General features: G+C 69.3%; 24 protein-coding genes. 10 read left to right on the forward strand and 14 right to left on the reverse strand.

Annotated features, from left to right (window positions below; all coding sequences use genetic code 11):
- Positions 1 to 35 precede the first annotated feature (35 nt).
- The 9 genes from N7L95_RS18305 to N7L95_RS18345 all read right to left on the reverse strand — a co-directional run bounded on the left by N7L95_RS18305 (position 36) and on the right by N7L95_RS18345 (position 6678).
- Positions 36 to 695 (reverse strand): hypothetical protein, encoded by a 660-nt coding sequence (locus N7L95_RS18305; RefSeq protein WP_301256683.1) that lies wholly within the window; start codon positions 693 to 695, stop codon positions 36 to 38.
- Positions 696 to 699: 4 nt separating this feature from the next.
- The gene (locus tag N7L95_RS18310) at positions 700 to 1869 is read right to left on the reverse strand and encodes an HrpF/NolX family T3SS translocon protein (RefSeq protein ID WP_301256684.1); all 1170 of its coding nucleotides are present in this window, start codon (positions 1867 to 1869) and stop codon (positions 700 to 702) included.
- An 11-nt stretch (positions 1870 to 1880) separates the two neighbouring features.
- Positions 1881 to 2426, reverse strand: coding sequence for a hypothetical protein (locus tag N7L95_RS18315; protein WP_301256685.1), 546 nt, complete (start codon positions 2424 to 2426; stop codon positions 1881 to 1883).
- A gap of 28 nt (positions 2427 to 2454) precedes the next feature.
- A complete protein-coding gene (locus N7L95_RS18320) occupies positions 2455 to 2697 on the reverse strand; it encodes a hypothetical protein (RefSeq protein ID WP_301256686.1) in 243 nt (80 codons plus the stop codon).
- A gap of 105 nt (positions 2698 to 2802) precedes the next feature.
- Positions 2803 to 3207, reverse strand: coding sequence for a hypothetical protein (locus N7L95_RS18325; protein ID WP_301256687.1), 405 nt, complete (start codon positions 3205 to 3207; stop codon positions 2803 to 2805).
- Between the two features lie 20 nt (positions 3208 to 3227).
- Positions 3228 to 3491 (reverse strand): hypothetical protein, encoded by a 264-nt coding sequence (locus tag N7L95_RS18330; RefSeq protein ID WP_301256688.1) that lies wholly within the window; start codon positions 3489 to 3491, stop codon positions 3228 to 3230.
- Positions 3492 to 3508: 17 nt separating this feature from the next.
- Positions 3509 to 4531, reverse strand: coding sequence for an HrpD5 family protein (gene hrpD5, locus N7L95_RS18335; RefSeq protein ID WP_301256689.1), 1023 nt, complete (start codon positions 4529 to 4531; stop codon positions 3509 to 3511).
- Between the two features lie 10 nt (positions 4532 to 4541).
- Entirely contained in the window at positions 4542 to 6380 is a 1839-nt protein-coding gene (gene sctC / locus N7L95_RS18340; RefSeq protein ID WP_301256690.1) for a type III secretion system outer membrane ring subunit SctC, read from the reverse strand.
- Between the two features lie 25 nt (positions 6381 to 6405).
- Positions 6406 to 6678, reverse strand: a complete 273-nt coding sequence (locus N7L95_RS18345) for a hypothetical protein (protein ID WP_301256691.1) — start codon at positions 6676 to 6678, stop codon at positions 6406 to 6408.
- Positions 6679 to 7060: 382 nt separating this feature from the next.
- On the opposite strand from N7L95_RS18345, the gene N7L95_RS18350 reads away from it, so the two are divergent.
- The 4 genes from N7L95_RS18350 to N7L95_RS18365 all read left to right on the forward strand — a co-directional run bounded on the left by N7L95_RS18350 (position 7061) and on the right by N7L95_RS18365 (position 9764).
- Positions 7061 to 7822, forward strand: coding sequence for a lytic transglycosylase domain-containing protein (locus N7L95_RS18350; protein ID WP_301256692.1), 762 nt, complete (start codon positions 7061 to 7063; stop codon positions 7820 to 7822).
- A gap of 597 nt (positions 7823 to 8419) precedes the next feature.
- Positions 8420 to 9124, forward strand: coding sequence for a response regulator transcription factor (locus tag N7L95_RS18355; protein ID WP_301256693.1), 705 nt, complete (start codon positions 8420 to 8422; stop codon positions 9122 to 9124).
- A 110-nt stretch (positions 9125 to 9234) separates the two neighbouring features.
- Entirely contained in the window at positions 9235 to 9411 is a 177-nt protein-coding gene (locus N7L95_RS18360; RefSeq protein ID WP_301256694.1) for a DUF1328 family protein, read from the forward strand.
- A 23-nt stretch (positions 9412 to 9434) separates the two neighbouring features.
- Entirely contained in the window at positions 9435 to 9764 is a 330-nt protein-coding gene (locus tag N7L95_RS18365) for a hypothetical protein (RefSeq protein WP_301256695.1), read from the forward strand.
- Positions 9765 to 9789: 25 nt separating this feature from the next.
- Here the strand turns inward: N7L95_RS18365 and N7L95_RS18370 are convergent, their stop codons facing one another.
- Positions 9790 to 11595 (reverse strand): pectate lyase family protein, encoded by a 1806-nt coding sequence (locus tag N7L95_RS18370; protein WP_301256696.1) that lies wholly within the window; start codon positions 11593 to 11595, stop codon positions 9790 to 9792.
- 21 nt (positions 11596 to 11616) lie between these two features.
- Positions 11617 to 12879, reverse strand: coding sequence for a pectinesterase family protein (locus N7L95_RS18375; protein ID WP_301256697.1), 1263 nt, complete (start codon positions 12877 to 12879; stop codon positions 11617 to 11619).
- A gap of 318 nt (positions 12880 to 13197) precedes the next feature.
- Here N7L95_RS18375 and N7L95_RS18380 point away from each other — a divergent pair, with 318 nt between their 5' ends.
- The gene (locus tag N7L95_RS18380) at positions 13198 to 13770 is read left to right on the forward strand and encodes a hypothetical protein (protein WP_301256698.1); all 573 of its coding nucleotides are present in this window, start codon (positions 13198 to 13200) and stop codon (positions 13768 to 13770) included.
- Here the strand turns inward: N7L95_RS18380 and N7L95_RS18385 are convergent.
- Positions 13750 to 14490 (reverse strand): alpha/beta hydrolase, encoded by a 741-nt coding sequence (locus tag N7L95_RS18385; RefSeq protein WP_301256699.1) that lies wholly within the window; start codon positions 14488 to 14490, stop codon positions 13750 to 13752. The two genes, N7L95_RS18380 and N7L95_RS18385, sit on opposite strands and share 21 nt — an antisense overlap.
- 189 nt (positions 14491 to 14679) lie before the next feature.
- On the opposite strand from N7L95_RS18385, the gene N7L95_RS18390 reads away from it, so the two are divergent.
- The 5 genes from N7L95_RS18390 to N7L95_RS18410 all read left to right on the forward strand — a co-directional run bounded on the left by N7L95_RS18390 (position 14680) and on the right by N7L95_RS18410 (position 20622).
- Complete coding sequence (locus N7L95_RS18390; RefSeq protein ID WP_301256700.1) at positions 14680 to 16986, forward strand: NADP-dependent malic enzyme; 2307 nt, start codon at positions 14680 to 14682, stop codon at positions 16984 to 16986.
- A 190-nt stretch (positions 16987 to 17176) separates the two neighbouring features.
- Positions 17177 to 17455 carry an HU family DNA-binding protein gene (locus N7L95_RS18395; protein ID WP_047197385.1) on the forward strand — a complete coding sequence of 93 codons (279 nt, stop codon included), beginning with the start codon at positions 17177 to 17179 and terminating at the stop codon, positions 17453 to 17455.
- Between the two features lie 658 nt (positions 17456 to 18113).
- Positions 18114 to 18710 carry a hypothetical protein gene (locus tag N7L95_RS18400; RefSeq protein ID WP_301256701.1) on the forward strand — a complete coding sequence of 199 codons (597 nt, stop codon included), beginning with the start codon at positions 18114 to 18116 and terminating at the stop codon, positions 18708 to 18710.
- A gap of 56 nt (positions 18711 to 18766) precedes the next feature.
- Positions 18767 to 18955, forward strand: a complete 189-nt coding sequence (locus tag N7L95_RS18405) for a hypothetical protein (protein WP_301256702.1) — start codon at positions 18767 to 18769, stop codon at positions 18953 to 18955.
- A 326-nt stretch (positions 18956 to 19281) separates the two neighbouring features.
- Positions 19282 to 20622, forward strand: coding sequence for an Hsp20 family protein (locus N7L95_RS18410; RefSeq protein WP_301256703.1), 1341 nt, complete (start codon positions 19282 to 19284; stop codon positions 20620 to 20622).
- 142 nt (positions 20623 to 20764) lie between these two features.
- Here the strand turns inward: N7L95_RS18410 and N7L95_RS18415 are convergent, their stop codons facing one another.
- Positions 20765 to 21124, reverse strand: coding sequence for an HPF/RaiA family ribosome-associated protein (locus tag N7L95_RS18415; RefSeq protein ID WP_301256704.1), 360 nt, complete (start codon positions 21122 to 21124; stop codon positions 20765 to 20767).
- 35 nt (positions 21125 to 21159) lie between these two features.
- Entirely contained in the window at positions 21160 to 21486 is a 327-nt protein-coding gene (locus N7L95_RS18420) for a hypothetical protein (protein WP_301256705.1), read from the reverse strand.
- Positions 21487 to 21567: the final 81 nt, after the last annotated feature.

Here is a 21567-nt window from a genome sequence, read left to right on the forward strand (position 1 = left end):
CCGGGCGGCCGCGCGGCCGGCCCGGAGCAGGAAGGTCAGAGGTGATTGCGCCCGGTGTTGAAGATCATGTAGAGCTTCATCAGGTTCTGCATGTCACTCTGGTTGCTCAGCGGGGTGGCGTAGCCCGAGGCCCACTGCATGGCCTGCTGCTGGCCCAGCGGGATGCCGGCCTGCATGGGCATGCCGTAGCCCCCTTGCATCGGCATGCCGCCCTGCATCGGCATGCCACCCTGCATGGGCATGCCACCTTGCATGGGCATGCCGTAGCCACCCTGCATCGGCATGGCCAGCGGCATTGCGGCCGACTGCGGGAACTGGTTGGCCACGCCCGTGGCCATCGGGTTCATGCCGCCCATGCCGCCGCCCATGCCCCCCATGCCGCCCTGCTGCAGCGACGACAGGATCTGCAGCAGCTGCGTCAGCGCCTGCAGGATGCCGGCCAGCCCGTTGGCCATGCCGGCTGCCCGCCCCGGGCCGCCCGGCCCGCCCAGGCCCGGCGCGCCGCCCGGCGTCTGCGCCGCGCTCTGCGTGCCGTTGCCGCCGCCATAGGGCAGCTGCTGGGCCGCGCTCATCAGGTTCTGCTGCAGCTGCCCGGCCAGCTGCAGGCCGGTGGACATCACGTTCAGCGCGGTGCTGGCCAGGTTGAGGCCGGCGCTGGCCAGGTTGGCGCCGTTACTCATCGCGTTGATGCTCATCGCCTCACCTCCGCGCGACGTCGAGCTGGCCGATGATGGGAGCCTGGATGTGGCCGGTCTGGATGCGTTGCGGGCCGTTGATGGCGACCTTCAGGTCTTCCACGCTGATCTTGCCGTCGCCGCGCTGGTCGCCCTTGCCTTCGCGCTGGATCTTCACCGCGTTGTCGAGCTTGTTGAACAGCTCCGGACGGGCCATCAGGTCCTTGGCGGCGGCCTGCAGGTCGGCCGGTGCCTGGCTGCCGTTGGGCATCTTGCCGGTGCTGGCGATGGTCTGCATGTCCTGGCGGTTGAAGGTCTTGCCCGAGTTGGTGAACAACTGGTCGCCGTACTTGGCCAGCGTCTGCAGCGTCTGCTCCTCGCCCACCGCACGGCCGGTGCGCTGCAGCATGGCGTTGACGTCGCCGATGCCGATCTTGCCGTCGGCCTTGCCCACGCCCTTGGAGTTGACCGAGTCGGCCGTGTCCAGCTGGCGCATCAGCGAGGGGTTGTTCAGGATGTGCTGGGCCGCGGCGCGCAGCTCAGGCGTGTAGTTCGCGCTGAGCTTGCCGTTCATGATGTTGCCGGAGGCGATCGCCTTCAGGTCCTTGACGGTCAGCTTCTCGTCGGCGCCGCGCAGGTTGGTGAAGTTGCGGGCCAGCTCGCGCACCGCACGGTCGTTGTCCATCGGGATCTGGCCGGCGTTGACGCCGCCGTTGCCGAAGGAGTTGCCGGTCTGGATGCCGCCGTTCGGCATGCCGCCGAAGTTGCCACCGTTGGGCAGGCCGAAGTTGCCGCCGAAGTTGCCGTTGTTGGGCAGGCCACCGAAGTGGCTGTTGCCCGGCTGGCCGAGTGCCGGCGGCATGCCCATCCCCGGCATGCCCATGCCGGGTTGCTGGCCCATGCCCGGCAGCGCCGGCATCATCGTCGGGCCGCCCTGGCCCAGCGGGCCGCCGGGGATGTTCGGCATGCCCTGGCTCAGCGTGGTGGCGCCGGGGTTCATGCCCATGCCGCCACCCATGCCGCCAGCGCCGCCGCCCAGGCGCTGCAGCAGCGGGCCGAGGGCCTGCAGCAGGCCGCTCAGCGATTGCAGGACATTGGCGACGCTGCCCATCAGCTGGCTGCCAGAGCCGAGCGCGGACAAGGCGGGTTGCTGCAGCATCATCGCTGCGGGGTTCTGGAGGGAAGTGATGCTCATGGTTGAATCCTTTAATTCCAAGACATGTTGTTGCCCAGCATGGGCTTGAGTTGCTTGTTCATGCCCTCGAACATCTCGCCATAGCTGGTGAAGAGGTTGCCGAGGCTGTCCTGCCAGTTGCCACCCAGCGGCGAGCCCGAGCCCTCGGGCAGGCCGCCGGCGACCTTGTCGGCCGGACCGTTGGCGCCGCCTTGCTTGCCCTGGGCGAGTTGCTGAAGCAGCGGCATCAGGATCTGCAGCAGCTTCATCAGCATCTCGATCAGGCCCTTGCCTTCGCCGCCTTCGGCTTCGCCGGGACCTTCTGCGCCGTTGGTGCCTTCTGCGCCCTTGGCGCTTTCGGTGCCCTTGCCGCCATCGAGCTGGCCGGCGGCGTTCTTCTGGTTGCCGTTGATCTCGTTGCGCAGGCTCTGCAGCGCATTCGTGGTCTGCTCGTTCTGGGGCAGGCCCGACTGCTTCATGGCCTGTTCGATCACGTCGAGCATGAGGTTGGCGGCGTAGCGGTTGGCACTGCCGAGCCCTGAGGGGCCGCTCACCCCTTCTACCGGAGGTGCTCCCATGACGTTTCCTTTCCGTCAGCGAGCGTGCTCAGGCCAGGCCCTTGATGGCTTCACCGATGGACTTGAACATCTTGGCCAGCGCCTCGTTCATCTTCACCATCATCTGGATCAGACCCATCTCGGTCTGGAACTTCATCTGCATCGCAGCGGTCTGCTGGATCTGGCCCATCATGTCGCCGCCCACGTCGCCGGCCTGGCCGGTGGCGCCGGCGCTCATCTGGCTTGCGCCGCCGAGGAAGCCGTTGAGGCCCGAACTCGAATTGATCGTCATCGCGTTTCCTTTCGGTTGGTGGAGGGAAGCGGGGCTTCCCGTGACGCGCCTGTGCCCAGGCGTCGCCGGTAGACAGGCGGGCTGCCTGCCCTCATGAGGTCCGGTTCAGTGGCGCAGCGAGCCAAGGTAGGCGATCACGCCGTTGGCCGCTTCGCGCGCCGACTGGTCGGTGCTGGTGGCCAGCACGTTGTCGATCCACTGCTTCCACTCGGCATTGCCGGCCAGCATCATCGAGACAGCCATGGCGACCTTGGCGCCATCGTCGTCGGGGTGCTGCTCCAGGTGCTTGCCGAGCGTGCCGCGGGCGAACTCGGCGTCGCCGCCGATGCCTTGCGCGATGGCACGGCAGAGTCGGAACTGCAGCGGGTCGTTGAGCGTCTTCTCGACCGCGGCGCTGACCGTCTCCGCATCGTCGCGGGCCTTGTAGACCGCGCCCAGCAGCGCGACCGCCATCAGGTTGCGGTAGACGACCGGGTAGTCGCCGGAGGTGCCGCCTTGCAGGGTGTGCATGCTGTGTCTCCTCCTGGGCTTCAGACGGCGAGCGACGCGGTGTGCAGGGTCTCCCACACGTGGCGGATGATGCGCTGCGAGGCGCGGAAGCCTTCGATCAGGTGCGTCACCAGCTGGCGCTCGGTATCGACGATCTGCTTGGCCAGCATGGCCTCGCTGGCGCGGGCCACCTCGTCGAAGTAGCCCAACATGGCGCGCGCACGGTCGCCGCTGCTGTCTTCCGACAGGGTCTTCTCCAGCTGGGCGAGGTCGTCGAACACGGTCTTCTCTGCTTGTGCATCCATGGCAAGTCCTTGGGGGGTCAGTGGGTGAGGGGAGGCCGCGGCGTCGCAGCGCCGCCGTCGGCCGGGTCGCTCGGTGTCTCCTCGGGCAGGGACAGCGGCTTGAGGGAGAGGTGCTTCACGCCGTCGCGCGTCTGCACGTACTGCAGGTCGTCGGCGGCCAGCATCGCGCCCACCGGCACCCGCTCGGGAGCCGGCAGCTCGATGGCGGCCACATCGATGCGGCGCACCAGCGGCGCCAGGTCGGTGGCGATGCGCTGGGCCGCCTCGCGCACCCGCGGCAGGTCGGCGGCATGGCCGTCGACCAGGAACACGCCGGCACCGCGATAGCTGATGGCGAGCTTGGGGTCGGCCAGCGCATCCGTGATGGACTGGGCAATGTCGCTGGCCGAGGCATAGCGTTGCAGCAGTGGCTGGCCCGCGAAGGGCGCCAGCGCGCTGCGCAGCCGCGCCATGTCGGCGGCGCCGGCCAGCAGGCCGTCGACCTCGACCTGCCGGCCTGCCTGGCGCACCTGCACGCCGGACACCGAGGCCGCCTGCACCGCGCGCTCCACCTGCCGCACCAGCGGCTCGGGCGGGGCTTCGGCCTTGGCGTCGCCGCTCTTGGCCACCACCACCAGGCCGCCCAGCAGCAGCACCGCACCGGCCAGCGCCATGCCCAGCAGCGTGCGGCGTGCACCGCCGCCGGCCGCCGCCGCGGCACGCTGCCCGGCCGAGCTGTCATGCACCAGGCGCTCCAGCAACGCCATGTCGCTCGGCCAGCGCGCGTCCTCCGGGCCCACGCACAGCACCACGTCGCCGAAGCGCCGCGGGCAAAAGTCCTCCAGCGTGCCCAGCGGCGCCGCGGCGGCGTCGGGGGCTTGCGTGTCGAGGGCCAGGAGGGTCACGGCTTGTCCTTCTTCGAGGGTGAGGAGCAGGGGCGGGGTATTCCAGTCGGTGATCTGCACGTCGGCGTCGTCGTCGCGGGCGATGCCATAGCGCGACTGCGTCAACCTTAGTTGTGCCCCTGCATGGCGACCGGTGAGGATGCGAAGCTGCTTCATGGTTGGCGAATCAGCGCAGGGACCGCTGCGCAGGCGCGGCGGCGGTGGCCGCACCCGGCGCGGCCGAGGCGGGCTGGCGATAGGGCTCCAGCGAGCCCGACGGCACCGGCGTGCTGGGCAGCTGGTCGATGCTGCGCACCAGCTTGGGCGTGATCAGGAAGAGCCGCTCGCTGCGGGTGGTGCGCGAGCCCTGCCAGCGGAACAGGCCGCCGATCAACGGGATCTTGGAGACCACCGGCACGCCGCTGGTGTCGCTCGTGTCCGCCTCGATGGTGATGCCGCCGATCAGCAGGCTCTCGCCGTCGGCCACATGCGCCTCGGTGCGGATCTCGGTGCGCTTGACCACCGGGATGTTGTCGACCTGGCGGGCCTCGAAGTTGCCGTCCTCGATGTAGAGCGAGAGCTTGATCTGCGGCGCGCCGAGCTGCGTCGTCACCTGCGGCGTCACCTGCAGCAGGGTGCCGGCTTCCACCTGGAACAGGTTGGCCTCCAGGTTGCCGGCCACCCGCACCGCGGCCACGCGCTTTTCCTTCATCACCGCCGCGCGGTTGGCCACGCCCAGCACCTTGGGCTTGGCGACGATGCGCGCCTTGCCCTTGGCCTGCAGCGCATGGATGCGCAGCATCAGCTCGCGGCCCGCGTCGGACAGCAGCGTCTGGATGTTGAAGACGCCCTGCGTCAGGCCGCCGCCGCGGCTGGCATCGGGCATGCTGCCGCCGGGCGAGTCGACCGAGAGGCTGCCGCGGTTGCCGCGCACCGACCAGTCGATGCCCAGCGACTCCACGCTGTCGTCGCTGATGTCGATGATCATCGCCTCCAGCTCCACCAGCGTCGGCCGCACGTCCAGGCTGCGGATGATGTCGCCGTACTCGTCCATGCGATGGGCACGGCCGTAGACCACCACCGAGTTGGTGCCCTCGTCGGCCTGGAAGGTGGGCTGGTCATCGTCGAAGTCCACCGGGCTGCGCAGGCCTCGCGTGGCGGTGCCCAGCGGCGGCTTCTCGCCGGTGGCCACGGCCGGGTCCGGCGCCTTGTGCTCCAGCTCGGGCACCAGCCGGTCGCTGCCGTACATCGAGCGCATGGCCTTCACCTTGGCCGCCATCGCACGCGGGTCGCGTGCGGCGGCCCGGGGGTCGGGCTCCGGCTCGGCCGGCCCGCCGAACAGTGAGCGCAGCGTCGAGGCCACGCCCGGGATGGTCGATTCGCCCAGCGCCCGGTCGCTTGCCGAGGCGAAGCGCAGCGGGAACACCCGCGCCACCATGCGGTTGCTTTCCTGGGCACCGGTGTCGAGCGACTCCAGCGCTGCGCGCACCAGCTCGATGTGGCGCGGCGGGCCGTAGGCGAGCAAGGTCTTCTGCGCATCGTTGAAGCGCAGCGGGTAGCGGCGGTCGCCGATCTGCAGCGAATCCAGCAGCTCCTGCACCTGCGAGCGGTTGAAGCCCTTCAGCCGGAACAGGCGGCTCTGCACCGCCTTGGCCGGATAGAAGTAGAGCGCGGTGCCGTCGTGGTACCAGATCAGGCCGTAGGCCTTCGACATGGCATCCAGGAAGGCGCCCGGCGGCGTGTCGAAGTTCGCGTTGACCAGGCCTTCCACGCCTTCGGCAATGACCGCCGGCAGGCCCTGGCTGGCCGCGAAGTCCTGCAGCACCTCGGCCACCCGCTTGCCTTCGGCGCGGTAGACGAAGCGCGGCTGGCTCCAGCTGCGCGAAGCCGGTGTGCTGGCCGCTGCGGCGCTGGCCCGCGGCGCGGCCTGTGCGCCGGTGGGCAGCAGGACCGAGGGCAGGCCAAAGGCGCCGGCGATGGCCAGGGCCAGGGCTGCCAGCGGCAGGCGGGGGCGGGGGGAGTGCATGCGCATGCTCATGGCGGGCACCACCTCACAGGGGCTCGTCACCTTCCTCGGGCTCGTCTTCCTCGCCACCGCCGAGGCTTTGCATGGTCTCCTGCACGCTGTTCTGCATCTGGCTCTGGAAGCCCTGGGCGGTCTGCATCATCAGGTCCTGGAAAGCCTTCTGCTGCGCCGTGTTGTTGCTGCCGCCCTGCTGGGCCGCCGTGGCATCGAAGGAGGTGCCGGCCTGGCCGGGCGCTGCCGTGGGGGGAACGGGGCTGACCGCGGGGGGCATGGAGGGCCGGACGGAAGTGATGGACATGGTCGCTCCTGGTTTCGATGCCCCGAACCTTAGAAGCCCGCCCTGGCCGCCTTGCTGCCGTGCGCGAAGCGCCGTGAGCGGCGGCGAAGGCGCACGGCAGCGACCCACCTTCGCCGCTGCCGACGCTGCTTCGTGGGGCCGCGCCGGCCGGTCCCTCGCCACCGTCACAGTCAGGCCCGTGTGCTTGCGCCCCGGGCGCGGCGCCGCGTCCGCATTCCATGCCCGCTCACACAGGAGGTGTTCCGATGAAGGGATTCGTGCTTCAGCAACCCGCCAGGACGGCGCCGCCGGCCGGCATCGCATCGAGGCTGCAGCAGCCCGCCGGCCGGCCGTCGGCGCGCAGGGCGGAGTGCGGCTCCGTCGGTCTCCATGTGCGCGTGCCGTGAGGCGGGTCGCAGCCCGGGCAGGCCGTTGGCGACGGCGCTGCCGAGGCGCCTGGCTCGCCGCCCTGCTGCTCGCGTGGCATGGCGCGCTGCAGGCAGGCGAGCGTGTCACCCGCTTCCGGTGCACCTTGCTCGACGGCACCGTCAAGGTGGTGGCCCAGGACCTGTCGCGCCTGTTCACGCGGGCGGCACCGAGCTGCGAAGCCTTCGAGGTCGATGCGGCGCTGCTGCAGCCGCCGCCACCGCCGAGCGGCGGGCGCGCCGCGCTGGCCGTGCTGCCGGGCTGGAGCGAAGCCTCGCGGCGCCTGCCGGTCCTGCCGCTGTCGCGTCAGGTGGCAGCGGCCGGGCTGGCCATTCCGGAAGCGTTTGCCGGCCTGGTGCGAGAGGCCAGCCGGCGCCATGGGCTCGATCCCCGCATGGTGGCCGCCCTCATCCATGTCGAATCCGGCTACCGGCCGACGGCTCGCTCGCCCAAGGGGGCCCTCGGCTTGATGCAGATCATGCCGGCCACCGGGGCGCGCTATGGCGTGCACTCGGCCGCCGAGCTGCTCCAGCCGGCCGTCAACATCGATGTCGGCACGCGCTACCTGCGCGACCTGTCGCGCATGTTCGATGGCGAGCTGGAGCTGATCCTTGCCGCCTACAACGCAGGCGAGGGCGCGGTCGCCAAGTACGGCCGTCGCATCCCGCCCTACCGCGAAACGCGCGACTACGTGCGCAAGATCACTGCACTCTACGGCGCCCAGGTGGCACAGCGCTGAGCCCGGTCAGGCGCGGCCCGGATCTGTCGTGCCCAATGGAACAGTTGCTGCCAGCATTGGGCGGCATTACGGGCGCTACCGACCCGTCGACAGGGCGCCCATCCTACGGGACGCCGAAGCGTCGACGCCGGGTGGCCTGCTGCCAAGAGGCTTCGCGCTGGAGCAGGTGCCCACCTCGATCGCGCTGCGGCGCGATGCCGCCGCAGGCCTTGCCGCGTCAGCTTCATATAAGCCAGGGCAACCGCCTGCATTGGTTGTGTCGGGTTGTCTTGGCCGCAAGAAAACCGCCTACAAACGGCTTGACGGTGGCATCGCGAGTCCATAGTCTCGGGCCCCACCATTTGTGCAGAGATGCACAAAAAGTGGTTGAGTTCAGGCGATTGACGGCGCCTTGCGCTGCCTGCCGTCCGGCCCTGCTGCATGCCGATGTGTGTATGTGCAGGCCGGTCGTCGAGCAGAAGCAAGCACTGCATGTCTTGAACAAATGCAGCACCTGTGAGGGATCCATTCCCAAGTGCGGTGAACTCGCAGGAACAAGCCGCCGCCGAACCGGCTGCCGCCGGCACGGCGCGCGGTGGTGAGAGCCACGGTGAACCCATGAAGATCGCCACACTGTTTGCCAGTCATAACGCGGAAACCATCGCGCTGGCCGCGCTGCTGGAAGGCGGGATGAGGGCGGAGGATTTCCGCAGCATCGGCGCCCTCATCTGTGCCTTGAGGCAGGAAGCTTTCGATGCCGTCGTGCTGGAGGACACGCACGACGACCTGCCGAACTGGCTCGCCATGTTGCAGCTGCACAGCACCAGCCACCTGCCCAAGATCGTGGTGGGCACCGGCTCGTGCTCGGGCCTTGCCAGGGCCTTGCATCACGGGGCGCATGACTACGCCTTGCTCGACGACGGTGCTGCCGACTTCGTGGCCCGTGTGCGGGCCCATGTGCAGTTGCGGCGGCGCGCCGCCAGCGAGACGCAGCTCAAGGTCGACGAATACCTGCTCGATGCCTGCAGCCTGGTGCTGCGCAAGGGCGGGCGCGAGATCAGCCTGACCGCCCGCGAGTTCGCGCTGGCCTGGACGCTGTTCGTCAACCAGGGCCGGGTGGTCACGGTGGACACCCTGTCGGCCCGTGTGTGGGGCCGCTCCAGCGAGGTCTGCAAGCGCACCATCGAGCAGCACATCTACAAGCTCAGGCGCAAGCTCCGGCCTGACCGGGCGAGCGGCCCACGCATCCAGGCCGTCTATGGCGTGGGCTACCGGCTCGAGCTGGAACGACAGGCGGCCGCGGCGGCAGTGGCTCCGGTGTAGGACGGCGCCGACCGTCACTGTGTGCGCGACTGACAGTCAGGCACCGGGCCTGGATCGATGATGAAGTCACCGCGCACGCCGCGCGGCAACCGATCTCAGGAGCGAACGTCATGTTGAAATGGGCTGTCGTCTTTGCAGTCATCGCGCTGATCGCCGGCGCCTTGGGCTTCAGCGGCATTGCCGCCGGTGCCGCCGGTATCGCAAAGATCCTGTTCTTCGTTTTCGTCGTGCTGTTCGTGCTGGCCCTGCTGGCCGGCGGCACCTTGTTCAACCGCATCCGCAAGTAGCGGCCGCGGTGCAGGAGCGGACCATGAACACGCAGCTCGCATCCGCCTGCCACGCCGGCTTGCCGGCGCCACCGCGGCCGCTGTTCGATTGCGGCTTCGTGGTCCGTACCGCCGCCGCGATGGTCGCCCTCATTGCCGCCCGTGCCACCGAGACCAGCCTGGTCCAGCGGCACGAGCGCGGCGACTTCGGCGACCTGTCGTGCGAGCAGGAGGAACTCAACTGGCAGGCAGTGGCCGACGGCACGCCGGTCCACTCGGTGTACCGCCTGGGCACCGGCGCCGAGATCCATGTGGTGACCGACCCTGCTGCCCATCAGACGCGCCTGAGCCTGCACGGCGTCGACCCCGCCTGATGCCGCCTCCGGCTGCCGCCCTCCGCTAGAGCTTGCCGGCGCCGGCGCGGGCCAGCACTTCGGCGGCTACCGCCGCGGCCGGCTGGGCCGTATAGGCGTAGCTCGAGGCAGGCACCCAGTACCCCGCATCCAGCACGCGCACCGGTGCGTTGTTGCCGGTGCCCCTGGCCTGGGCCGCTGCCAGCAGGCTGCCGGCCGCAACTTCGCTGCCGTTGAGCAGGGTGCCGCTTTCGTGGAAGTAGGTGTCGCAATCGGCGTCCCGGAAGCCGGCCGCCACGCACTTGCCACGATTAGCCAATGAGGACGAGAGGCTGTCGCCGAAGCTGAGCTTGGCCGCCCCCGGCAGCGCCTGTCCCTCGCTGCCGGGCAGGATCTCCAGCACGTTGTTCTCGACGTACAGCTTGGCGGCGGTGCTCAGCGTCCAGGCCACCGACCAGGCATAGTCCGGTACCGGCAGGCTGGCATCGTCCGGCTTCAGCTGGCCGCTGTAGTGGTTGTTGTAGACATGCACCCGCCCGAAGCGCACCCGCGGCTGGCGCTGCACCGTGTGTTGGTAGCGGTTGTGATGCAGCGTCACCGCCAGGCTGCCGGGACCGTAGCTGGCCACCTCACGCTGGCCGTCGCTGTAGCGCACGGTGCTGTCGCTGCCGCCGAGCAGCTGCGTCTTGTCGTGGTGATGGAAGTGGTTGTACGAGACCGTCACCCGGGTGCCCAGCAGCGTGATGTCCAGCGCGCCGTCGTGATGCTGCACCTTCTGCTCGCGCTCGTTGAAGGGGGCGGGCCAATGCGGCACCGGCGGATCGAGCCGGTCTGGCCGGTCGCCGTCGCTGAAGCTGTTGTGGTCGATCCAGACCTGGCTGGCGTTGATCACCGAGAGGAGGTCGTACTCCGCGTTCCATCGCCCGCCCTTGCGCGAAGGGCACTGGTGTGGCCCCTGGTCGGTGGCGGCCTCGTAGGTCTTGCTGCACAGGCCGACGCCGAAGTCGGCCGCGGCGATGCTGAAGGAGTCCTTCGGGTCCCAGGCGGGAAAGAAGTCGTAGGCGTCCTCGAAGCCGATGTTGCGCACGACGATGTTGTGCACCGGCCGGTGCACCGCCAGGACGGGGCGGCCTTCGGCATCGCTGCCGGCGGTGGCCAGCTCCCCCAGCCGCAGGTTGCCGTGCACGATGCGCGCATCGCGACCCACGCCCAACAACGAGGTGTTGGCCCCGACCTGCAGGACCACCTGGCGTGCCTGGGCCGCCGCGAAGCAAGCACGCTGGGCTTCGAGCGTCGGGCGGCCATCGGCGTCTGCCAGCGGCAGTGCCGGTGGCCGGTTGTCACTGTCGAGCGACTGGCGCAGCCAGCGGTCGGGCTGGTAGGCCGCCTTGTAGTCGGCGTCGAAGCGGGCAAAGCTGTCGTAGGCGGTCGGGCAGGATCGCATGTAGTCCTCGGCCGCCAGTGGCCGGCCGGTGTCGTCGCTGCCCAGGTCGACGGTGCCATGCACATAGATCAGCTTGGGCGTGTTGTCGGGGGTGGCCGTGCGAGGGTCGCCGCCCGGGCCGTACAAGGCCTCGATCAACTGGCGGCGCGTGCGCACATGGAAGGTGTGGGCCGCATCCGCGCCCTGGCCGCCAGTGACGGTGTAGCGGCTGCCGTCGGCCGCGACGCTGGCCCAGCCGTCGGCGCCCAGGGAGCCGGGCAGGGTCGCCGCCGCCTCGGGCGCCGGCATCGCCGCGGCAGGGCCGTTGCCGTCACCGCGGCCGCCGCAGCCGCCGGCGGTGACCAGCAGGGCCAGGCTGCAGGCGGCCGCCGAGGCGGTCCGCCGCTGGGAAGGAAGCAGTTCGATCATGGTGGACTCCGCCGTGCTGTCTCAGTGCATGCCGGTGTTGCGGTATTCGGCAAATCGATTGACCGCGGCGCTGAAGGCGCGCCGGGAAGTGGAAGCGGCCCACGGGTCGAGCGGGCGGATGTGGGGCCCCAGCAGGCTGTCGCGGATCAGCAGCTGCCCGTTGGGCGAGCTGCCGGCCACCCAGGTGCCGGCTGGCACGCCTTCGTCCCAGGCCCGGCCCAGGTGGCTGGTGCCCGCGCTGGCCTGCGCGTCCGCGGTGAAGCGGCTGTCGACGATCAGGAAGCCGCGCTCGTGCAGCGGCGAGGTGCTCGGCGCGATCATCGGGCTGGCATGGCCCGGGCCGAGGCGGCGGCTCAGGAAGTGGATGGTGCAGCGGTCCATCACCAACGTGCCACGGCCGAAGATGAAGTCCACATCGCCCTCGACATGGCAGTCCTTGAAGTAGGCCCGTGCCACCGTGGCGGCGTTGGCGGTCTTGATGTAGAGCGTGTCCTGGTGTCCCAGCACCCGCACCTGCTCGAACACCAGGCGGTCTCCCTGCGTCATCAGCGCAACCGCCTGCGCCGCTTTCTCGCCGCCAGGCGGATACCCCACGCCGGCCACGACGTCCTTCATCGCGTCGTTGCCGAAGCTCAGGTTCTTGGCATGGAAGTCAGCGCTGTAGATCGCCACCGAGGCGCTGCCGCTGGTACCGTGGGTGGTGCTGTCCAGGTTGGGGTTGCAGGGGTTGGCCGGCTGGCCGGCGGCCTTGGGCTTGCCGCTGTAGTTGTCGTGGACGATCAGCACCTGGCTGGCGTCGCTGCCGCTGCCGTAGAGCGTGATCGGTGCCTTGTCGCGCACGCAGACCACCTCGCGGTAGATGCCCGGCTTGACTCGGATGTAGACCCGGTCCCCGCTGTCTGCGGCCGCGGGCACCGCGTCGATCGCGTCCTGCACGCGGGTGTGGGTACCACTGCCATCGGCGGCCACCGTGTAGGTGGCCTGCAGGTTCGCCACCTCGCCGACGGCCGGCGGCATCCAGTGGTCTACCGTCAGGCCGGCGCCCTGCGGGCCGCTCAGCGTGCCGGCCTGGGCCAGGTAGCGGGCCGGGGTGTGGCCGGCCGCCGCCGCATCGTCCAGCTGCGGGCGGTGGTCGGCGCCGGCAGGGCCCGGGTCTGGCGCAGCCGCCGGGGCGGGGGCCGGACCTGTGCTGCCCCCGCCGCCACAGGCGGCCAGCAAGGCGGTCATCAGGACGGCACTGGCGGCCAGGCCGGCGAGCCGGCCGGCCTTCGGGATGCGCTGCATCGCTTGTCTCCTCGCGGTGGTGGTGGTGCTTGGCTCGGCATGGCAGCAGTCCACGCGCTCCACCGCGGGGGGCACACAGGGCCCGGCGGCCGGCGGCGCCATGTCAGCGCCTCCGCCGGTAGATTGTCATGAGATTGAAACGCTGTTCCAACTAGGGTTCACGCTAGCCCCGGCCGTGCTCCGGCAGCCCCGCTGCGGCAGTGCAGCTGCGGGTATCACCCCTCCGAGGGATGCCCCGGAGTCTGTACATTTCGTAGCATGCATCCGCGGGCACAGGGGTGTCCGGTGAACGGGACCGCCTCCATGACTGCTCTCTCCATGCCAGAACCCTCCGCCGCGCCGGTGCGGTTCGCCTACAAGCACCTGAGCCTGGAATGGAACGGGGAGGCCGGGGCCTGGACCTGCCCCTTGCGTGAGCTGGGCGCTGCCGCCACGCTGCGGCTCTTCGCACCCATCTCCGGGCAGCCGCCCGCCGTGCTGGCCTGCGAGGTGGCATTGGCGACGCTGGTGCTGCTGGACCGCATCGACCTCGATGCGCGGCGACACCTGGAAAGCGAAGCGGCCTTCCATGTCGCCGAGACCTACCGTTGCGGCCTCAGCATCAACGACTTCGTGCCCGAGAGCCTCGACCTCGGTACCGACATCAGCCTGGACCGCTTCACGCTGACCTACCGGGCCCGCTTCGATCCGCACAGCGTCTGGAAAGTGCGCTTCCGCGGGCTGACGCCACTGCACTGGCGCGTCGAGCGTGCCGAGGCCGCTGCGCATCGCGGCGGCGCCGCGGGTGGGCTGGAGGTTCGCCTGCGCGACCTGACGACCCGCCCCGGCCGCCTGCTCAAACGGTGCCTCGGCGGCATGCCGCCGTACCGCTCACGGCTGCGCCTGCGGTGAGCCGGGCGGCAGGGGCAACTGCCGGCACAGCCAGGCCGCGGCGTCTTCCACCATCGGCAGGGCCAGTTCATGGCCCGCCTCATAGAGCCGCCAGCTGACGGGCGCGCCGGCGGCCCGCAGCGCCGCGGCAGCGCGCTCCGCATGGACGAGTCGCAGCACCTCGTCCTGGCGGCCATGGCCCATGAAGACCTGCAGCGTCGCCAGCGCCGGTGCCAGCTCCGGCGTCGGCTCCAGGTGCGACAGGAGGCGCGAGGCCAGCAGGGCGAGCCCGCGCACCCGGCCCGGGCTGCTCAAGGCCAGCGTCGACGCCAGCGCGCCGCCCTGGCTGAAGCCCACCAGGTAGAGCTGGCGCGGGTCGAAGCGGCAGCCCTGCTCCAGCTCGCCAAGGAAAGCCAGCAGCCGTCGGCGTGCCGCCTGCACCTGCTGCAGGTTGACCTCGGTGTCATGCTGGCCGAAACGCACCGGATACCAATAGTGGCCGCCACGTGCCATGCGCCGCGGTGCGCGCAGCAGCACCCGATGCACATGCGCCGGCAGGCGCCGGGCCAGCGGCAGCAGGCTGGTCTCGTCGCCGCCGGCGCCGTGCAACAGCAGCACCAGCGGCCGCATCGCCGGCCCGCAGCCGGTGGCGCGCTGCAGCGAGAAGCGCAGTCCGGTGGCTGGCGACCGCTGCAGCGGGGCGGCGCCGTCCGCTGCAGCAGGGAGTCGAAGGACAGTCATCGTTCCGTACTTCAGCAGCCCTGGTGCCCGGGTTCACGCGGCGATTGCATCGTCCCCAGCGAAAACTCTTATGACTTGGGCTATGCCTGTGTGGCATGAAAACCGGTCCTGGTGGCCGGTAGACTGCACGGCTCCCCGCGCGTGCCGAGGCCGAGCGGGGCTGTTCCAGACACCAATGACGAGGCATGCATGGGCCACAAGGATCTTTCCCCCGCCGAACAGGCGCTGCGCGACGCCGCACTCGAATACCACCGCCTGCCCACGCGCGGGAAGGTGGCGGTGCTGCCGACCAAGCCGCTGGTGAACCAGCGCGACCTGTCGCTCGCCTATTCGCCCGGCGTGGCCTACGCCTGCCTGGCCATCGAGGAAGACCCGACCCTTGCTGCCGAGTACACCTCGCGCGGCAACCTGGTCGGCGTGGTCACCAACGGCACCGCGGTGCTGGGGCTCGGCGACATCGGCCCGCTGGCCGGCAAGCCGGTGATGGAAGGCAAGGGCTGCCTGTTCCGCAAGTTCGCCGGCATCGACGTGTTCGACATCGAGCTGGCCGAGAAGGACCCGGACAAGCTGGTCGACATCATCGCGGCCCTCGAACCGACGCTGGGCGGCATCAATCTCGAGGACATCAAGGCACCCGAGTGCTTCTACATCGAGCGCAAGCTCAAGGAGCGGCTGAACATCCCGGTCTTCCACGATGACCAGCACGGCACGGCCATCATCTCGGCGGCCGCCTTGATCAACGGCATGGAGCTGGTCGGCAAGAAGCTCGGCGAGGTCAAGATCGCGGTTTCCGGCGCGGGTGCGGCTGCCATCGCCTGCGTCGACCTGATGGTGCGCCTGGGCGTCAGCCAGCAGAACATCTTCATGTGCGACTCCAAGGGCGTGTTGCACCACCAGCGCGAGGACAAGCTCGACGAGTCCAAGCGCCGCTACGTGCAGCGCACCGAGGCGCGCACGCTGGCCGACGTGGTGAAGGGGGCCGATGTCTTCCTCGGCTGCTCGGCGGCCGGCGTGCTGACCGGCGAGATGGTCAAGACCATGGCCGACCGGCCGCTGATCCTGGCGCTGGCCAACCCGGAGCCCGAGATCCGGCCGGAGGTCGCCAAGGCCGCCCGGCCCGACTGCATCGTCGCCACCGGCCGGTCCGACTATCCCAACCAGGTCAACAACGTCCTGTGCTTCCCCTACATCTTCCGCGGCGCGCTCGACAGCGGCGCCACCCGCATCACCGAGGAGATGAAGGTCGCCTGTGTGCAGGAGATCGCCAGCCTGGCCAAAGCGGAAATCAGCAATGAAGTGGCCACTGCCTATCCCGGCGAGGACATGCGCTTCGGGCCCGACTACCTGATTCCCAAGCCGTTCGACTCGCGCCTGATCCTGCGCATCGCGCCCGCGGTGGCCCGTGCCGCGGCCGCCTCCGGCGTCGCGACGCGTCCGATCGCCGACCTGGACGCCTACCGCGAGTCCTTGCTGAAGTTCGTCACACACACCGGCTTGTTCATGCGGCCGGTCTTCATGGCCGCGCGCCGGGCGCCGCAGCGCATCGCCTTCGCCGAGGGCGAGGACGAGCGCACCTTGCGGGCGGTGCAGATCGCGCTGGAGGAAGGGCTGGCCAAGCCGATCGTCATCGGCCGCCCGGGCGTGATCGCCCAGCGCATCGAGCGGGCCGGCCTGCGCCTGAAGCCCGGCGTTGACTTCGAGCTGACCAATCCCGAGGACGACCCGCGCTTCCGCCAGTACTGGGAGGCCTACCACCGCCTGAAGGGCCGTGACGGTGTCACGCCCGAGATGGCCAAGGCCGCGGTGCGCCGCTCCAACACCCTGATTGCGTCGCTGATGGTTCACCTGGGTGACGCCGACGGCATGCTGTGTGGCCTGGTCGGTCGCTTCGAGCACCACCTCGACCATGTGCGCGACGTCATCGGCCGCCGCTCCGACGTGCACACGCTGGCCGCACTCAACGCACTGGTGCTCGACCAGTACACCCTCTTCATCGCCGACACCTTCGTCAACGAAGACCCGAGCGCCGAGGAACTGGCCGAAATCGCCACCATGGCCGCCGAGTCGGTGCGCCATTTCGGCCTGACGCCGCGGGTGGCCTTCCTGTCGCACTCGATGTTCGGCTCCAGCACCCGCCCGTCGGCGCTGAAGATGCGCGCTGCGCGCGACCTGTTCCGCGCCCGCATGCCCGACGTCGAAGCCGACGGCGAAATGCAGGGCGATGCCGCCCTCAGCGAAGGCGTGCGCCAGAGCTTCCTGCCGGAAACCACGCTGACCGGCACGGCCAATGTCCTGATCCTGCCGAACCTGGACGCCGCCAACATCCTCTTCAACGTGCTCAAGATGACGGGCAGCCAGGGCATCACGGTGGGCCCCATCCTGCTTGGCACCGCTGCCCCGGTGCACATCCTGACCCCGTCGGCCACGGTCCGCCGCGTGGTCAACATGACCGCCCTCACCGCGATGAGCGGCGCGGTCCCCGGCTTCGCCGGCTGAGCGGCCGCCGGCCGGCGCCCCGCCCGGGAGCCGGCCGGACCCGCCCCGGATCCGGGACATTGGCGCTTAACAGTCTCACAGCTTCTTAACCAGTGAACTTCCGTCGCCGGGCCGGGAAGCGGCTAGACTGCAGGGTTCTACCGTGCGCCCTGGCGCACGCTTTTCCATCGTCCATTCCAGTCAGACCCTCATGAACAAAGCAGAACTCGTTGATGCCATCGCCGCGGACGCGGATATCTCCAAGGCCGCTGCCGCACGCGCGCTCGATTCCTTCATCGGGAATGTCAGCAAGGCCCTGGCGAGCGGCGACACCGTCGCCCTGATCGGCTTCGGCAGCTTCTCCGTCACCGAGCGCCAGGCTCGCACGGGTCGCAATCCCCGCACTGGCGAAGAAATCACCATCGAAGCCAGCCAGGGCGTCAAATTCAGCGCCGGGGCTTCGCTGAAAGCTGCTGTCCAGAAGAAGTAAGTTCTTCGGTATCCCCTGGAGCGCCGTGTCGCTTTGGGGGTCACTTTCGGCGCGGGCTCCCGTGCCGTACTGACTTTCGGCTGCCGACATTGGCAGCCCCTGCTGCCGTCGTCGTTATCGCGACGGCCGTGCCTTCGGCCAGGCCGCCACCGCGCACGCGGGCGCGCCGCCTACTGCCTCCCTCTCCGCCCTTCTTCCCGCCGACGGCTCGCTATGCCGGGAATTTGCTGTGCAAAGGCGCTGGCCTCCTGATGCAGCCGGCCAGACTGCTCGCTTGGCCCACTGCGTGCTGCAGTGTCGATATCGACAGGCCGGCCTGCGCGCCGCGCCGCCTTGACGCCGTTTTGTTACGCCGCCTCCCCTCAAATGGGCTGTTTGTCCAGGCGATGGGTAGGCAGGCACGGCGTTTGCTGCCCTCCTTCTGCCCCGAGTGTCGTTACCGAGCTGCTTGTGCCTCCTTTCCGACTCTCACCCCTCTTTGGGCAGCTCGGGCTCGGGGCAATTTTTTCAGTGGCTGGCGGGGGCGGTTACTGAATTGCTGCAAATTTTGCAATCACTGGTAGTTCTGCGCTGCACCGGTGGTTGATGTGTGGTTCCAGGCGCGGGCAGCCCGGAGGCTGTGGGAGGACTCGTGGAATTTGTATCTGATCGACATGAGATGCTGGTGGTGGAGCTGGCCGTGCGATATGGGCAGGGCCAGCAACAGGAAACGGACCAGTACCGTATCCAGATCGGGCCTTTGGGGGACGCGAGCGGGAAGCTCGAAATCGTCCTTCGCAGCCCGACGCTCGGCACGTCGGCACAAAACGTCCTGCCCGCGCGTTATGCGAGCGGCTGTGACAGTCTGGCGGTGCTCGCCATCAAGGCCTCGATCCAGGGGTTGTTCGGCCAGGAAAGGCCGGCGCCTCGCATCGTCGGCCTGCCGGAATGGTCCGGTGCTTCGCTGCAAATCACGCGGGTTCGCCCGCACCTCAGCCAGACGCTGCGTCGCTATGAGCTGTCGGTGGAGTCGTCCATCACCGCCTGCCTCATGCGCTACCAGGGTCCGATGCTGGCGGCGATGGAAACGTTCGAGCTGTGCCGCGAAGACGCCGACCCGCTCTACGCGCTGACCCGACTGACACTGCGCAGCGAGACCGCGCAGGCCCTGGCGGTCAAGCAGGAACTGCCGTCGCGCAGCGAATCGCTCACTGATCCCGCCATGCTGCGCCAGTCGCATGCGTCGCGGGTCGCGGTGTCGTCCTCGCCGCGCTGAGCCGCACTCGTCGGATGGATCGCCCCTTGCCGATGGATCGGCAAGGGGCTTATTGCATGACCGACACCACTTCCTCTCCAACACCACCCGACACCTCGCGTCCCGGCGACCAGGTGCCACCCGGCACGCCCGGCGCAGGCGACAACGTGTGCCCACGCTGCGGCGGCTCGGGTCTCCTGGCGGGCAGTGCCTGCCCGGAATGCGCCGGCAGCGGCCACGTCACGACCCCCATCGGCGGCGGCTAAGGGCACCAGGCGCTACCCGGGCACGGGGTGCTCCCGGCCCTGCGGTGATTTCGCCTTTTTTACGGGGCGACAAGTAAATGCTGCCGGCGTCCTGCCGGCAACGGCAGGCGAGGGGCGCCGCTGGCGCCGGCGGTGCGCCGGTGCCCGTACTTCCGCGGAACAGTAGTTGCCGCGACCTCACGGTTCGCAGCGGCGTTGGACCGCCTTCCTTCTGCATCGCCGGCACAGCGGCTCTTCATGCAGGCCGGCAAACCACCCGGCTGGCGCCGCCTTCGAACTTCTCTTTCCACCACTGACCCCTGTGCAGCCCCAGGAAAGGAGTGACCATGCCGAGAATTGAAAGATCGATCGAGGTGGGTGTGCCGGTGCATACCGCCTACAACCAGTGGACCCAGTTCGAGGAGTTCCCTCGCTTCATGCACGGCGTGCGCGAGGTGAAGCAGCTGGACGACACGCACCTGCACTGGATGATGGACATCGGCGGCAAGCCGGTGGAGTGGGACGCCGAGATCACCGAGCAGATCCCTGACCAGTGCATCTCATGGCGCAGCAACAACGGCACGAAAAGCAGCGCCACCGTGCGCTTTGCGCCACTCGATGAGCAGCGCACCAGCGTCACCTTCACGGTGGATGTGGTCAACCTTGCGGGCAAAAACCTGAAGGAGCAGGAGCTCGGCAGTCGTACCGAGGAAGACCTCCAGCGCTTTGCCCGCTTCCTGGAAGAGCGGGGGCACGAGACCGGTGCCTGGCGCGCTGAGGTGCACCAGGGGCAGGTGAGCGACGCCGGTCAACAAGAGGCTAGCGGTAGCGCGGCACGCGACAGCGAGCCGGCGCAGCAGCCCGAGCAGGAGCTCCGCCAACGACAGGACAGCACCCGTCTGGCTCATCGTGGCGCTCTCGATGAAGGCGGGCGTGCCACGGAGCGCTGGGCCAGCGACACCGCCCGGGCGATGACCCGTGAGGCGGAGCGTTTCACCAACGACATCATGGGCTTGTCGCTGGGCCGATTCAGCGGCCCGCTGGCCTTCGGTGGCATGCCGTTCTTCGCCAGCTTCTTCAATTCCCTGGAAGCGCCGCTGTCCATGATGCGCCGCATGTCGGAGGAGATGGACCGCGAGATGGAGTCATTGGTCTGGGGAGCGCCAGGCACCACGCGGCGGGCCTTGGTGGCGCAGGCCGCGCCGATGTGGTCGCCGAGCATCGACGTGCGACGCCAGGGGGACAGCTGGCTCATCTGCGCTGACCTGCCCGGGGTGGATCGCAAGGATGTGCAGATCGAGATCGTCGATGGCCAGTTGCTCATCACCGGCGAGCGGCGCGAGGAACGCGACGAAGTGGTGGAGGACGACGGCCAGCGCCTGCGCCGGATCGAACGGGTGCAGGGCCGGTTCGCCAGGCGGCTGCCGCTGCCGGAAGGGGCGCAAGCCGAGCAGGCCGAAGCGACGATGAGCGATGGCGTGCTGGAGATTCGACTCCCTGCGAGCCCGGAAGGCCCGCAGCGGCGCATCGAGATCCGGGCCGCCGAGCCGGCGAGCCGCTCCCGGGATCAAGAGCAACGGCTGTCGCGCCCAGGCGCCGAAGCGGGGCTCACGGTGGAAGCGCAGCGGGCGGCTCGGCCAGGTGGCGCCGCGTCCTCGTTCTCGTCGCAAGGCACCGGGCAGCAGTGACTCTTCCGAGGCGGCCCCGCGTGGCCGCGGCCATCCTGCAGCGCCCCCATGACAGGGCCGGCAGCACAGCGATGTGAAGCAGGGCGGCCGAGGCCGCCCTGCTGTGGTTCACGGGCCCGCGAAGGGGGCCACCGGATGTGCGTCACACGGTCGGATCATCGATCAGCGGCTTCTCGTGCCGGTGCTCGCTGCGCCGGCCGAGCGTCGATTCCAGCGCGCGCTGCAGCTTGCCGCTGGCGCCTCGCACCGCCTGGTCCACCGTCGCGGCATGGTCGCTCACGGCCACTGGCTCGCTGCCGGTGACGCGGGCTTCCAGCATGCAGCGGATGTCGGCCGGGCCGGTCTTGTGGCTGCTGTTGACGTCGTTGAGGTGGACCTCGATGCGGGTCAGCCTCTCGTCGAAGCGATCCAGCGCGCTTTCGAGGATTTCTTCGACATCGCGTGCGAGGGTGGCGCTGCCACTGAGGATGTTGTCTGTGTTGAGCTGCACATGCATAGGCATCGTTCTCCGGTTTCTTGGGGCCGCAGGCCCCGGGGTCAATGAAGCTGGTGCTTGAGTTGCGAAAGCTCGTCGTGGGCCTGGCGCACCGCCTGGGCCAGGCTGTCGTCCATGTCGCCGGCGCGGCGGCAAGCGGCCATCGCGCGGTCGCCCAGCGCCTCCAGCGTGCCGACCCATTGGCGGATGTGCTGCTCGTCGTCGTCGGTCTGCATCATCCTGGCGGCCTCGTGCGAACGCAGGTCCAGTTCGCTGATGCAGCTGCGCAGGTCCTGAGGAACATGGTCGGCCGATTCGCAAGCCTGGGCGGCGCGGCTGACGCACTGCTCGATCCGGTCCATGTGCTGCTTCACTTCGTTCATCTGCATTGACGTACTCCTTGCGTTGGCCACGGCACGGTCCAGAAGCGCTGCCGGACGGCAGCGGCCGCGGCGGGTCGACTCTGCCGG

It is taken from the genome of Eleftheria terrae (genome assembly GCF_030419005.1).
Classification (GTDB): domain Bacteria; phylum Pseudomonadota; class Gammaproteobacteria; order Burkholderiales; family Burkholderiaceae_C; genus Caldimonas; species Caldimonas terrae.